Here is a 14138-nt window from a genome sequence, read left to right on the forward strand (position 1 = left end):
GGGGTGAACGAATGTCAGACGCCGAGGTTGGTAAGGTAAGTCTTGGTCTTGAACTGGTTGGTGGCAGTGATCTTAGTAAGCAGATTACTTTGGCTGCCGGAACGATCGGGGAGCAGCTGACCAAATCCCTAAAAGCTACGTTTGGAGGCTTTAGCTTAAAAGGGTTTGCCAGCAACATATCGCAGACACTTAAGACGACCACCGAAACGGCCATGAAAGGTATTGTCGATGGGATGGAACAGGCCGTAGCTGCCGTAGAGGGACGTCTAGTAAAGTCAATCGATACGGCAAGCCAGGCCATGAAGCAATCCATCGAAGAGAACAAAACGGCTGCGGAACAAGCGATCGATAGCATATCTGAAAAGTTGTCGGGGTTAAAAGGACCCAAGTTTTTAGAAAACCTAAAGCTTTCAGGTGACATAACAGCTGGTGCCCAGGCGGCTTGTTGTTGCGATGGTGCTGGCAGCACTGCTGGTAAACGAACTCAGACGGCCAAGACCAAAGCAGCTCCGGAGCCTTTTGATGCCGACGCAGCTGCAGCAGAAGTAGAACATCTCACAAAGGTGCTGGATAACACCAACGCCAAACTGGAGCTGCAGCACAAAAAACTGGCTGACCTAAAAGAGTCCTATGAGAACACGTTCAACGATGCTAAAAAAAGCAAGATACAAGAAAAGATACTCAATACGGAATCCGCTATTTTGCGACTTACTAAACAGTCTGATGACACAGCCGCGAAGATTTGGAAACTACAGGACGCTATAGATCAAGCAGCTACTAGTGCAAAGCAAGCCGCACAGGCATCCACCCAGGTCACGACAGCGACACAGCAGATGGGGCAGGCAGCGAGTAAAGCAGCAGCTAGTAACCAGCAAGTTGCCCACACGGCAAGCCAGGCAGCGGCCGCATCGCAACAAGCAGGGAAGGCTGCAGGTCAAGCCGGACAATCTACGGGTCAAGCATCACAGCAGACTAATCGGGCGAACAAATCTACAAACAAACTGACCAACAACTTGCATAATGCAGCTAAGGCTGCTGCCGGGGCAAGTTCCTCGTTTGATAACGCGGGGCGCAGCGCAGGGAAGATGGGTAACCATTTTACCCAAGCTTTTTCCCGGATCTTAAAACAGGTATTTGTCTTTTCAGTCCTATATAGGGCAGTCCATGACTTCAACTCATATCTGTTCAGCTCGTTGAAAACAAATCAACAATTTGCAGCATCCTTGAATGCGATACAGACCAATTTGCGGGTAGCCTTTCAGCCGATCTATGAAGCCATCCTTCCTGCGATTAATGCGCTGATGTCCTTTCTCGCCAAAGCGACGGCCTATATTGCCGCCTTTATCTCTGCGCTCTTCGGTAAGACTTATCAAGATTCTTACAAGGCCGCTAAGAATATAGAGACAGCGAAGAAAGCGATGGAAGGCTACGGTAAAAAAGCCAAGAAAGCCGGCAAGGATGCCAAGGGCGCTCTTGCGAGTTTTGATGAGCTGAACACATTGGATTTTAGCAAGGCGGACACAGGCGTTGACGATGGCGCCGGTGGCCCTAAAAATAAAGGCTTTGAAATGCAGATGCCTGATATGGACATAGCTGGCATACAGGCCCAAATGGACAAACTGGCGGCAGACGTTAAAGCAGCGTTTGACAGCGCTTGGAAAGGTGTTAAGTCCGGATGGGATTGGTTAGTATCCACGTTTGGCCCGAGCTTTCGAACAGCCTGGGGGGAAATATCTCCGGTGCTCGACCGCTGGAAAGAGCAGTTCAAAAAGATGTTCTCGGACATCATGACGCTTGGGGAGCCACTAAAAAACTGGATTCTTACCGGTCTTGTCCCTTATTGGCAGCAAGGCATTCAGTTGGCGGGTCATGTATTGGCCGGTCTACTTGATGTTGTGCTGCAAATCGTCACCAGTATATGGGATGCTGCATTTCCGATCCTAAGCAAATTTGTAAGCGAGGGACTGCCGCGGCTCACTGAATTTATGATGGGCGTCCAGGAGATTTTTCGAAAGCTCTTCGATCTGGTCAAGAAGATCTTTGATGATATTTGGCAGGGTGCGGTTGACCCGGCTATGAAGCTGATATCGAAGGTCATTCAGGACACGCTCGACATCATTTTCAAGTGGTGGGATGAGTGGGGAAAGAAGATCATGAACGGCCTCAAGGCCAGCTTGGACGGCATTAAAAAGCTTTGGGAAAACTTGTGGAATAGTTTCCTCAAGCCGTTCGTCACCAATATGCTCGATATGCTGACCTGGCTTTGGGATAAGCATCTCAAGGGCCTGGTTCAGGAAATCGGCACTTTTGTAGGGAAGCTGATCACAGCGGCCCAAGATATTTTTAACAAATTTATCCTTCCAATTGTTAACTGGCTTGTACAGAAACTAGGGCCCACGTTTTCGAACATCTTTTCCTTAATCGGCGATGTGATCGGCACGGCACTGGCCGTTATATCCGATGTTGCTAAAGGTATCATCAAGGCACTCGGCGGCGTTATCGACTTTATCGCAGGAGTTTTTACTGGAGATTGGAAACGAGCCTGGGAAGGCATCAAGACCATATTCAGCGGTATTGCCGACGCCATCGTCGGTATTTTTAAGGGAGCCGTTAACTTGGTGATCGATGCAGTCAACTTCCTGATCCGGCAGCTGAACAAGGTCAAAATCGATGTGCCTGAATGGGTCAGCAAGATACCAGGCATGCCAAAGGCGGGAACATCGATCGGATTTGATGTACCGACTATTCCTAAGCTTGCCAAAGGTGGTCTTGCCTACGGTCCGACGCTGGCAATGGTCGGCGATAACCGCGGGGCTGGTGCGGATCCCGAAGTTATCTCGCCACTCTCTAAGCTGCAGGAAATGCTCGGATCGAACAACCAAGGAATTGTTGAAGTCTTAATGATGATCCTTGAAGCGATCCGAAATCAGGATAACCGTGCAGTGCTGCAGATAGGGGAAACTGAGCTTGGACGAATTGTCATTAAAGCGATCAATAGCGCACAGCGTCAAGCAGGGCGTACTTTATTAGATGTGTAGGAGGTCGTGATGCAACTTAAAATCAATGGTCAAGATATCGCCGTCATACCTTCTCAATTTCAGGTGACCACGATGGATTTGGACGACGGAGAATCTTCCGTTCGGACGGTTGATGGAACGCTTAACCGGGACAGGATAGCAGTTAAACGTCAGGTTGAAATGACTTGGGGGCCACTCAGATGGTCGCAAATATCAAACATCCTGAAGGCTATGGACGGGGTATTCTTCGATTTCACTTATCCGGACCCGATGGCTGGATCCTACATCACAAAGAAGATGTATGTCGGGAACCGGCCGGCACCGTTCGCGGTAGCGAAGGGTAACGAGATCCTATGGAATGGCTTAAAGGTCACATTAACGGAGCGATAGCCTATGTATCCAATATCACCGTTATATGCGGATTACCTTAAACGCCTTGACCGTGAGTTTCTGGTCAAGGTAAAAATCAACGGGGAAGATTACACAAATGCTTCAATAGTGGAGTTTTCAATCGAAAACAACCTGACCCTTTCAGAAGGCTTTGAGATCGGGACGGCCATCCCAAGCAAACTGACGATTAAGCTGCGAGTCAAAAATGAGATCCCTGCAAATGCCAAAGTCATTCCTTATCTGGCTTTATCGCTGGAAGGCATGACCTGGCTTGAGGCAGTTTACCCATGGCAAGACATGGACATCCCATGGGCGGCTGCGGCTACAGAGTGGATGCCGCTCGGGGAGTTTTACGTGGACAATCGGGAAAAGATCAATGACGTGTGGACCTTTACGTGTTATGACAAGTTGGTCTTTGCAGATGTGGCATATATCTCGCAGCTCCGTTACCCGGCGACTCAAAAGGCGGTATGGGATGAGATTTGTAACCGGCTGGGCTTTAAGTATGACAGCAGCGTAGTGATCAACCCGTCGTATCAGATCCAGGCAGGGCCAGCCGGATACACTTGCCGGCAAGTGTTGTCATACATCGCCGGCGCAAATGTCGCCAGTGTTTACGTGAGCAAAGACGGGATCATCAGGTTTAAGCGATTTTCTGCTAATGATCCTGCTGTGTTTGACATGACGACGGCCGATTATTTTAGAGTCAAGCTAACTAACCCGGTTAAGAGCTTCAGCCGTATTGTTGTCACGTACAACACTGAGGATGGCCTAACATACGAAGCGGGCAAAGGTGACGAGAACCATACCTTACAGATTGAGAATCCGTTTATGACGCAAACCATGGTTAACAACCTGCAAGCGGCGCTAAACGGATTTTCTTATTTGCCCCTTGATATGGATTCCCGTGGGTTCCCCCACTTGGATCAAGGGGATATCATCGGCTTTGCTCAACAAGAGGATAGCACATGGCTTGAGACTGTCACGTCGTGGGCGGATACCCATATCCCTTGGGATGGTATCGTTAAGTACAAGTCGATCATTCTTAATCAGGTTATGTCCTTCAAAGGCGGCCTGAAGCTTACCATTAATGCGCCGTCAGTATCAGAGCAGCAGTCTGAGTTTGCCCTAGAGGGATCGCTTTCTCAACAAGTAAACCGGCTTAACCAGAATGCCGTTAGGTATGGAAAACCTTACTACGGCATTACTCACAGTCGGACTGAAGGCTTTGTTGTAGAGCGGGAGGACCACAAAAGTAAGCTGACCTTGAACAGCGATAAAATGGATTGGCAAGTTAATGGTCAATCCACTCTTTACTATGATGCATGGGCGAATAAGCTTAAATTTAACGGACACTTGGAAGCGGCCAGCGGTACTTTTTCAGGAGATTTGCAGGCTGCTGGCGGAACATTTACGGGGACGCTACGAGGAGTTGATGGCGTTTTTACCGGCAATCTCTCTGCCGTCGGTGGAACCTTTACAGGGACGCTGGTAGGTGTAAATGGCACATTCAGCGGAACGGTAAAGGCTGGTCGGGTCGAGGGTGGAGAAATCATTGGCTCGTATATTGAGGGCGCTGATATCCTGGGGAGTAGAATTAAAACAGCAGCCTATGGGGATCGGATCGAGTTGGATCGAGATGGGTTCGTTTATTATGACAGTAGCAACTCTCGGCGGGTAGCGCTTGGAACAAATACGATGGGTGGAATATCCGGGCATACCTATTACAATTCGTCCGGGCAGCCTTTAGGCCTGATTTATGCACTTTCCAATGATCTAGCTGTGATCGGTAACCGAAGCTTATTGCTTGCTGCAAATGGAGGGCTTATTTATTTGCAAGGGACCGTACAATTTACAGGATCTGTTATAGGTTTAAATTTAGGTATCGGCCAAATTTCAGGTCTTGAAAGTAGACTTGCCGCAATAGAATACGCCCTAAATAACCATACACACAGCGTTACATTGCCTACACATAACCATGGCAATAACGCCAACCAAAACTGGGGCGGAACCTTTACCACCTCAAGACCGTAATGGTATTATTAAGGATAATAATGCCAGCGGAGGTAATCGCAAATGAAAAAATGGATGTATCTTGTAATTGGTTTAGTCATTGGCGTTGTTGCAGCGACTTCTAGTAGTGCTCTTGCAGCGCAGGTAAAGGGTCTTGTTGGGCAAAAAGTGACTGATGAATACACTGTTGTGGTAAATGGTAAAAAACTATCAGATAAGGGTGCAGTTATTAATGGCAGAACGAATGCCCCTGTTCGAGCCCTATCTGATGCGTTAGGAGTCGATTTGAAGGTGGACGGAAAGACAATAAACATAAGTACAGGAACAGCCTCTAACGAAGCTGCTAATGTTCCTCAATCAAACAATAAGTATATCGGTGACTCAAAGGAATCACTTGAAAGAAATAAAAATAGTCTTGAGAATAATATTCTTGCCCCTATGATTAAAGGACGGGAAGATATTCTTGCCGAAATTAAATCGTTGCAAGAGACAGAAGCGAAGGGAATCCCGGTTCCTGTGCTTGCGGAAAAGCAGAAGCAGCTGCAGCAATATGAAACTGACATTGCAAAGTACAAGGAAGAACTACGCCAGGTAAACGAAGCTCTCGCAGCTCTCCAAAAATAGCAGTTCTACTCTTTACCAAATCATGGTACTATGTACCCATGAATACTTTGGGTGTTAGGGGGCTATTTTCTCATGCTGTACTTTCTGTGTTTCTTGCCACCACTTGCAGTTTTGTTCTGCGGAAAACCAGGCGCATTTCTTTTAAATGTTATCCTAACAATCTTCGGCTATATTCCTGGCGTGATTCACGCCTTCTTTGTGGTCAACAGTCACAAGGCGGATAAACGGAATAGAGAGCTGATTAGAGCAATTGAACGTAACCGATATTAAAAAAAATAATATACCAATAAAGGTCTCGCCAATCCGGTGGGGCCTTTTTGATTTATTTGATTTATTTGATTTAAAGGAAGGTGAAGACGTTGGCTCAAGTACAACAAATCGTTCGCTGTGAGCTGGATCCTTCAAAGCCGGTGCCTGAGATCTGCGCGGTGATCACAGCTTTAACCCCATATCATCCAGGCCAAGAGGAAGCGATCCTGCAAGGTGTAAAAGACGCAGTGGAGCAACGATTGATGCAATTGAAAGGAGCTGATACACATGCCGAACCGGTACGCAAACCTGATCGGAAGTAAGAAGATTAGTGAGGACTTTAATAATATCAACATCGGCTTTGATCGGGTTCAAGCAGAAATGGACGCGAACAAGGATACAACCGACAAGCATATTGCCGATAAAGATATCCATGTAACTAAAGCCAAAAAGGATGAGTGGGACAGCAAGGCGCCTGGCAGCACGCAAACCGATCTTAAAGCCCATACCGACAATGCGGATATCCATGTGACCAAAGCGAAGAAAGCGGAATGGGACAGTAAGGCCGCCGGGGCGCTGCAGGGGACTGTCGATACCCATATTGCTGATAAGGTCGCGCACCTTACCAAGGATGAGCATGAAAAGCTGACCAAGCTGAAGGAGGGCGGGGAAGCTAACCAGAACGCTTTTTCCAAGGTTAACGATATCGGGGCGACCAACCCGAGCGATTCCATCACCATTAAAAATGGAACAGGGATCAAAGTAACAACCAATGTATCAACAAAAGAGGTTACGATCACAGCGACAGGTGAAGCCACTCCAGGCCCTCATGGAGAATCCCATGATCCAGGCGGAGCTGACCCCATCCCGGCTCTGGTTGCTCTTGTTGAAAAAGTTGACAGCCAAGATGAGGATATTCAACAGGCTGCAGCTCAAGCTAATGAGGCATTGGCGAAGGCTCAGGCAGCGCAACAAGCTGCCGATGCGGCACAAGCTACAGCTGATGCAGCTGAGACACCTACAGGGGCGCAGACAAAGGCGGATCAGGCTCTTAAAGATGCTAAGGCGCACACCACGACAGTGACCGATAATATGAACAAGGATTACGTTCGTTTTTCTGGATGGGGCGGAACGACAGGCGGCACAGATGACGTATTCACGTTGTCTATAACGCCGGGAATCACGATCAATGAAGGGTTTGGCGTTAGCTTTATTGCTGACAGGGACCATGCTACACCAGGACTTAAGATCAACCAATTCATTGCATACAAAGTAGTAACTGATGTTGAATCCAAGAAACCAGTTCCTTTTAAAAAAGGTCGGACGTACACTGTTCGCTTTAGTGGTGGCTATTTTTTGCTAGATAGCGGCTCTGCTTCTGGCGGTGGGGCCGCGATTCCTAACTCCTTTGAGGCAACTATAAAAAGAATGTGGAACTTCCAACCCGGAGAATTCGTACGTGCAATTCCAGAATACGACGATGATATAGGAAATAGAGTTGAAGTATACCCAGGGAACACCGCCACCATATATTGTGCAAAAATATCTTACGATGGGAATTGGATGTTTTTATTAGAAAAGGATGGATACAATAGTTTTGTTATTTCTACCCATCAGTACGATTATTCTAAGAGAAATTTCGTTAAAAAAAGTCAGATTTATGCTGAATCCGGGTATACTCCCGGAAGCCAAACGCTAGAATGCACTCCAAACGGTAAGGTTTTGTTTGTTGGAAACAAGGGGAATTCGCCGTTACTTGTGGCATACGTAAGAGATAACAACGGGAACTTGACCAAAACAAATTTACCTAGCACACCTGTTTATTCCATAGAGCAAATGGCAGCTTCTCGCTCTACATTCGTTTCTAATCCAAGTTTTCACGGGATACTGGTAGCAACATCTTCGACCTTATATTTATATAATGTATCCATAGCTAACTCTAGTATTTCTGTGGGGACAATAGATGTGCAGCCTAGTGGGACAATACACTCTATAGGCGGCGGGGTTCGTTATTTTGTCATTGTTTACGGTGGTACTCCGCAGACATGCAATTATTATTACAATGACACAATTGGAACATTGTCAAAAAATAAGGCGTTTGACATAGATTACCCATACAAAGCGTGTGCTATAGATTCAAGCAACGAGCTCGCTATCTACTCTAATGCTATAGTCAACCAAAGATACAGCTTAATGGTTGAGGTGAGAAAAGTAAAAGATTTAGGTAGTAAAGTTGCACGAATAGAAGAAGACAGCTGGGGACTTGTTTTATCTATGCAAGTGTTTCCTTACATCGGTGGCGCTCTACTTTTAGCAGATAGCGGAAAACTGTACTATCGTGGTACTGACATGTTTGGGTCTACTACCAGGTTTGAGTACAATCTCGGTGTGTCTTCAGGCGTTATTCGCGGTTTCGCCATGACCAGTGATTATTCTACGCTTATTGTATATGGAAATACTAGCTTATCTCATGGGAGATCTAGCGGAATAATCGGTATTAGAACGTCGTTTTCTATCTATCCCCACCGTATAGAATACGCTTGGAACCCACCAGTCAACAGTTTTGCTATAGATATTGATGGCGGTAACTATAAGACCGCCGGAAAAGGAATTATAATGACGCCTATAGTGGAGGTAAAATAAAATGGAAACAGAAACACAATATTACTTGCGCGTGGAAATAGTTGAGGGCAAAGTGGGAAAACGAATTAAAGACATACTGGCGTTTGAAGAAGAAGGTTACATTCCTGCGGATGTAAAAATGCCACTACCGTATAACTTTACATCTGGCTGTTATTATCTCATGGAAGATGGCAGCATTGTACGAGATGATGAAGAATACTATGCGATCATCGCAAAGACAGAAGAACCGAAGTACGTCGATTTGTATGCTGAAATCAGAAAAATTAAGAATGAAATCGCAGAGATTAAGAAATAAGAATAGGCACCTTTTGGGGATCTTTATTTCAATATACGAGTAGACAACGCCACATAGGCGTTTTTATTTTTGCCTTCGGAGCCGATCCGGGGGCATTTACTTTTTATTCTCCAAGGAGTGATGGGATGGACTGGGGAGCAATGATAGCCGTAATATCCGCGATCAGCGGCATTGCGCTGGGCTGGCTTGGTAGGGCCCGAGCGGTTAAAAAGGACGTGGCTCAGGAGGCTGGTACCGGCGCATCACTACAAACGGATGTCGAGTATATCAAGCGCGGTATCGATGATATCAAGGTTGATCTACGCATGCAGGGGCAGCGTGTCGATGGACTATCTGAGCGTTTAACACGAGTTGAGGAATCGGCCAAGCAAGCGCACAAGCGGCTTGACCGGTTAGAAGAATAATATATTGAGAGGATGATTTTAATTGGATTGGGATACAATTTACGGACTTATTGACGCTAGATTGCTGGTAGTGGTCGCTCTATGTTGGGTGATTGGGTATGTGCTAAAACAGACGCCTAATGTACCTGACTGGACCATTGTATACGCCGTTACAATTGTTGCGGTGGTAGTGACAGTATGGATGCTTGGCTTTGGGCCGGAAGCGTTGATTCAGGGGGTTTTGGCTGGGGCATTCGCAGTCTACGGCAACCAGCTATTAAAACAGACAACTAAGAAGGGGGAGTAAACAGTGCTTTATAGAAAAGACCCTATTCCAAAAGGTACGGCTAATAATCGGCGTCCTGGGTATTCGATGTCTCCGACCACTATTACGATCCATAATACCGGCAACCCATCGAGTACGGCAGACAATGAGCGGTCATGGCTTACCAATCCAGGTAATACCCGAACGGCTAGCTTCCACATTGTCGTAGATAGCAAAGAGGCTATCGAATGTATTCCGCTTAATGAAAATGCCTGGCATGCAGGTGACGGTAGCGGTGCAGCAAGTGGAAATCGAACGTCGATCAGTATTGAGATCTGTGAAAGTGGGGACTATGCCAAAAACTTAGATAATGCCGTTCAATTGGTTGCTGGCATGCTGCGCGAACGAGGATGGGGGGTTGATCGGCTCCGGCGACATTGGGATTGGAGTAAGAAGATATGCCCAAGGCTCATGTACGATGGTGGTAAGTGGACAGGTTGGTTTGATTTCAAAAATAGAGTGGCCGCTGAGTTGGCCGGGAAGGATGAGGGCAAAGTGACAAAACAGGAATACGAGGCAATGGAGAAACGCATAGCGAAACTGGAGGAAGACAATAAGCTTGTACCGGCTCCGAAGTGGTTTATATCGGAGTTTGGATCTCCTGATTTAAAAGGTCTGATCGCAGACCCGCAGCTTACAACAGAGGGATGGCGCACGCTGGCAATCGGTTTGCGGTCTTCCAGAAAATAGGGTATTATTGTATCAAATCCGAAAGCATCGGTAAAAAGACTCTGCTGGCTAACATCGCTGGTAGAGTTTTTATTTTTATGTTTAATCTAGAGTGTGTCTTCAAACCTAATTTAACCATAACAAAATAGAGGCCAATGATAGAAAGGCCGCAAAAGTACAGGTCAGCTTATCATAGCGAGTAGCCAACCTACGATAATGTTTGAGCTTGTTGAATAAACATTCCACCAGGTGGCGTTCTTTATAGAGCCACCAGTCGCATTTTCGCTGGGCTTTGCGATGTTTCCGACTTGGGATGACAGCAAAAGCGTGCTGTTTCTCAATCAATTCCAAAATATTGTTCATGTCGTAACCTCGATCGGCAATCACAGTTTTACCGGTGAGATCCATGGCTTGAAGCATTTCATAGCCCTTGACACAGTCATGGCTATTGCCAGCAGTCAGTTCAAATCGTAACGGATTTCCAAGTGCATCTACGATAGCATGAATTTTGGTTGTTATTCCGCCTCTGGAGCGTCCGATGGCTTGAAATTGCTGCCCCCTTTTGCGCCCGCTCCATGCTGATGGACGCGAACGATGGTAGCATCGATCATGATATTTTCAAAATCGGGAGATACGGAAACATGCTTTAGAATTTCATCCCATATGCCGGCCATCTGCCAGCGTCGAAAACGAGTATACACCGTTTTCCATGAGCCATAATGCTCGGGTAAATCCCGCCAAGGCGCTCCAGACCTTGCAACCCAAAGCATGGCGTTCAGCATCATGCGATTATCTTTCGCAATGCGTCCACCTTGAGGTTTTCGTTCTGGCGGCAGTAAATCTTTAATTTTTTCCCATTGATCATCACGTATTTCATATCGTCTTTTCATATGGCAAGTTTACCATGTTTTGGGGTGGATTTATAGTTTGAAGACACACTCTAGTATTACAAGAACATTATTAATTTATTGTAGTGAAATTTTATAATGAAGTTATAGAGTGAAAAATGATTGATAGCCCTGAGTGGGAAAAATTTACCTCTAAACAAAATCAAAAATAATTAAAAATCCCTGCTGAATTCAGTTGAAGAGGCACTTTTTCTTGATTACGGAACATATGTTCCTGTATAATAATAATGATAGTTCTTGTATTGAGGATTTGCAACGGTAGCAGACCTAGGGTGAAGAAGAGACGGTTGAGCGGCTAGGTCGAAACTTCTTGGCCCTGATTGAGGGAAATACACGGAATGCATTACGGAGCTTATAATGAAAACTTACGAATATTGAAAAAAGTAATGCGTATGCTAAAATTGTTTTTAGTTGGAAACGGGGGAATGGCAGATGGACGTAGTATTGAAAGTAGTGAAGTATGTAATAATGTATATCCCTGCAATTTGGGGGCTTCATACTTGGTTGTATGCCAAAAACCCGAAATATTATTTTTTTTTCGTAAGAAAAATTTCAAAATGGCGCGATACTACTTGGTCCATAAATGCTAATTTTCAGCCCGAACATATTGTTGGTTTTTATCAACAATTTGAAGATGTATTAAGATCCGTTTATAAAGAAGAACATTATAAAAGAACAGTTAACATGGTTAATAAAAAAATGTATGAGTGCGGTATTTTTAATATCTTGGTTCAAGATGATTTTGATAATGGTAATTTTTCAACGAAAACAGTATTCATTAGGATTTCTCAGTTAAATGTAACATTGAAAAGAGCAGAGGAAGTTCTACGGGAGTTGCGAGAACTTTTTAATGAAATTGAACGGGTAATTAAACCAATAAGTTCAATATATAGCTTAGATATCCATTTTAAGCTAGGAAAAAACCCTTTTTATGGCTTAATGGTACAAAGACTCGGTAAAGAAAATGTCACACATTTTGAATGCTTCTTTCCTATAAGTGCTATTGTTCCTAAAAATAATGGGAATGACAGAAATCAACATTATTTACGGGTATACAAGGAAAAACTATCCATAAATGAGACTTCATTTGATATACTGGAAGAAACGGCCAAGAGGGCGTTACTTTTTAAATGAGGTGATTTTGTGTTTAGCGTAAGTGTTTTTGATGTAACACCCCAAGAAGGTGCTCACCTTAATGAAATAGTCCGTGAAGGACAACATTTTAGCGATACCCAGCGGGTAAATAACTTCGATGAAACATTAGAAACGTGGATTTTTGCAAATGAAACTTCTCCTGCTGGCTATAAAAATTACAGGATCGTCACAGATGAAGTTTTCGATTTTAGAGCAAGAGTTAAAGGAGAATTGATTGACCAGGTTGTTAAACAAGAAACATACCAGATTTATCTTCATCCTGAACAGCGTAGATTGGTGGCTATGTGTAGGAAGGAAGACGCCCATAAAGCAGCATTAATATTCGAAAACAGATTCCCTATGCAATTAGAAAAACATCGATTTAATATACTTGGAATTATTGCGGAATCAGCGGATGTACGAGGAGCTCGTTTTAACGTCCAAATAGAGACCGTAACTGGTGTATCGCTTAAGGGCTCAAATATTGATGGAACTCAATATTATAGTAATATGCTGCAAGCTGGTCAATTAACAGGTGTGATTGTTACATATGATCATGGAGACAGGACCGTTACTTTTAGAGTTTCAGTTGATGGAACATTATTGTTTTACACTCCCCTGACAGAGTATGAATCGTTGGAGTTTATTGAAATGCTTTATGTCATCTAATTGCTGTAAGTATCATAAAGGAAATCTCCGCTGGTTGTTTACGGCGGAGATTTTTTCTTCTATTATATATCGAACTCTTCCCAGCCAAGATCAGGAGGAGAGATATCCACAATCTCCAGGTCCTCTGCTGCTACGACCAGCATACCGATTTCTCCAATATCGACCAAAGCACCGGTTCGGTATTCACCAGAGAAAAGCTGGAACGTTCCGACATCCAATACGATTCCACCACGGCCACCGTACCCGCTTGTATGATCAGGGGCAATACGAACAGGTAATCCAGGTTTAAGATCCTCATACTTCAAAAGATATTCCTCCTCCATGTCTGCCCCTTTTTAAGCAAAAGGGGCAAAAAAGGGGCAGATTTTTTCCTGAACTTGCGTCTTGTCTGACCGTCATAGACTAGGACAAAATCTCAAAACCGTTGATATATAAGGATTTTTGCCGGGATTGACCACCATAGAATAGGGGCATTATCAGCCTTCCAAGCTGGTAGCGTGGGTTCGATTCCCATCACCCGCTCCATATAAAACAAACAACAACGCCAAAAGGGCGTTTTTTTGTTATATGGGAGAGGGGTGGAGATGAGAAGCCACGCAGCGTGGGTGCGACCGTCCGTGCAGCAACTATGAATAAACTCAATCAGGACGCGCGTCAACATGACCTTTATCCGCGAGCCGAGGGCTCGCACTTAGTGTAACGAAGGCCGTGGAGCTTCACATGAGGCAGCTTGTTGGAAGCAAGTAACCGGCTCCAGGTCAATGTCGGGGTGGAAGGGTAATCATAATACCCTGGCCACCGTGGAAAATGTATTGCTTA

The 14138-nt window shown here is 45.1% G+C and carries 15 protein-coding genes; 13 read left to right on the forward strand and 2 right to left on the reverse strand.

Annotated elements, in window-relative coordinates:
• The first annotated feature begins 11 nt into the window (after positions 1 to 11).
• From L6442_RS06545 to L6442_RS06595, 11 genes are all read left to right on the forward strand, one after another.
• Complete coding sequence (locus L6442_RS06545) at positions 12 to 3038, forward strand: hypothetical protein (RefSeq protein WP_212981537.1); 3027 nt, start codon at positions 12 to 14, stop codon at positions 3036 to 3038.
• Between the two features lie 9 nt (positions 3039 to 3047).
• Complete coding sequence (locus L6442_RS06550; protein ID WP_212981538.1) at positions 3048 to 3407, forward strand: DUF6711 family protein; 360 nt, start codon at positions 3048 to 3050, stop codon at positions 3405 to 3407.
• A gap of 3 nt (positions 3408 to 3410) precedes the next feature.
• A complete protein-coding gene (locus L6442_RS06555; protein WP_212981539.1) occupies positions 3411 to 5441 on the forward strand; it encodes a bactofilin family protein in 2031 nt (676 codons plus the stop codon).
• A gap of 42 nt (positions 5442 to 5483) precedes the next feature.
• Positions 5484 to 6044, forward strand: coding sequence for a stalk domain-containing protein (locus L6442_RS06560; RefSeq protein ID WP_212981540.1), 561 nt, complete (start codon positions 5484 to 5486; stop codon positions 6042 to 6044).
• Positions 6045 to 6116: 72 nt separating this feature from the next.
• Entirely contained in the window at positions 6117 to 6314 is a 198-nt protein-coding gene (locus L6442_RS06565; protein WP_212981541.1) for a YqaE/Pmp3 family membrane protein, read from the forward strand.
• Between the two features lie 89 nt (positions 6315 to 6403).
• A complete protein-coding gene (locus L6442_RS06570; protein WP_212981542.1) occupies positions 6404 to 6616 on the forward strand; it encodes a hypothetical protein in 213 nt (70 codons plus the stop codon).
• On the forward strand, positions 6582 to 8936 hold the full coding sequence (locus L6442_RS06575) for a hypothetical protein (protein ID WP_212981543.1): 2355 nt from the start codon (positions 6582 to 6584) through the stop codon (positions 8934 to 8936). Before L6442_RS06570 ends, L6442_RS06575 begins: the two co-directional genes overlap by 35 nt.
• Position 8937: 1 nt before the next feature.
• A complete protein-coding gene (locus tag L6442_RS06580) occupies positions 8938 to 9231 on the forward strand; it encodes a hypothetical protein (RefSeq protein ID WP_212981544.1) in 294 nt (97 codons plus the stop codon).
• Between the two features lie 125 nt (positions 9232 to 9356).
• The gene (locus L6442_RS06585; RefSeq protein ID WP_212981545.1) at positions 9357 to 9635 is read left to right on the forward strand and encodes a hypothetical protein; all 279 of its coding nucleotides are present in this window, start codon (positions 9357 to 9359) and stop codon (positions 9633 to 9635) included.
• A gap of 22 nt (positions 9636 to 9657) precedes the next feature.
• Positions 9658 to 9921: a phage holin family protein gene (locus L6442_RS06590; protein ID WP_212981546.1), complete on the forward strand. Its 264-nt coding sequence runs from the start codon at positions 9658 to 9660 to the stop codon at positions 9919 to 9921.
• A gap of 3 nt (positions 9922 to 9924) precedes the next feature.
• Positions 9925 to 10629 (forward strand): peptidoglycan recognition protein family protein, encoded by a 705-nt coding sequence (locus L6442_RS06595; protein WP_212981547.1) that lies wholly within the window; start codon positions 9925 to 9927, stop codon positions 10627 to 10629.
• A gap of 105 nt (positions 10630 to 10734) precedes the next feature.
• Here the strand turns inward: L6442_RS06595 and L6442_RS06600 are convergent.
• Positions 10735 to 11498 (reverse strand): IS5 family transposase gene (locus L6442_RS06600; protein ID WP_237100252.1). Its coding sequence is split into 2 segments (ribosomal slippage): positions 10735 to 11162 and positions 11162 to 11498, totalling 765 coding nucleotides; the frame shifts between segments, so codons are not numbered across the junction.
• 450 nt (positions 11499 to 11948) lie between these two features.
• Between L6442_RS06600 and L6442_RS06605 the strand changes: the two genes are divergently transcribed.
• Both L6442_RS06605 and L6442_RS06610 read left to right on the forward strand, forming a co-directional pair.
• Entirely contained in the window at positions 11949 to 12650 is a 702-nt protein-coding gene (locus L6442_RS06605; RefSeq protein ID WP_212977467.1) for a hypothetical protein, read from the forward strand.
• Positions 12651 to 12659: 9 nt separating this feature from the next.
• On the forward strand, positions 12660 to 13319 hold the full coding sequence (locus tag L6442_RS06610; RefSeq protein ID WP_212977468.1) for a hypothetical protein: 660 nt from the start codon (positions 12660 to 12662) through the stop codon (positions 13317 to 13319).
• Between the two features lie 62 nt (positions 13320 to 13381).
• Here the strand turns inward: L6442_RS06610 and L6442_RS06615 are convergent, their stop codons facing one another.
• Positions 13382 to 13624 (reverse strand): hypothetical protein, encoded by a 243-nt coding sequence (locus L6442_RS06615; protein ID WP_212977469.1) that lies wholly within the window; start codon positions 13622 to 13624, stop codon positions 13382 to 13384.
• Between the last annotated feature and the right edge of the window lie 514 nt (positions 13625 to 14138).

Origin of the sequence: Paenibacillus azoreducens, assembly GCF_021654775.1 — a bacterium.
GTDB lineage: Bacteria > Bacillota > Bacilli > Paenibacillales > Paenibacillaceae > Paenibacillus_AQ > Paenibacillus_AQ azoreducens.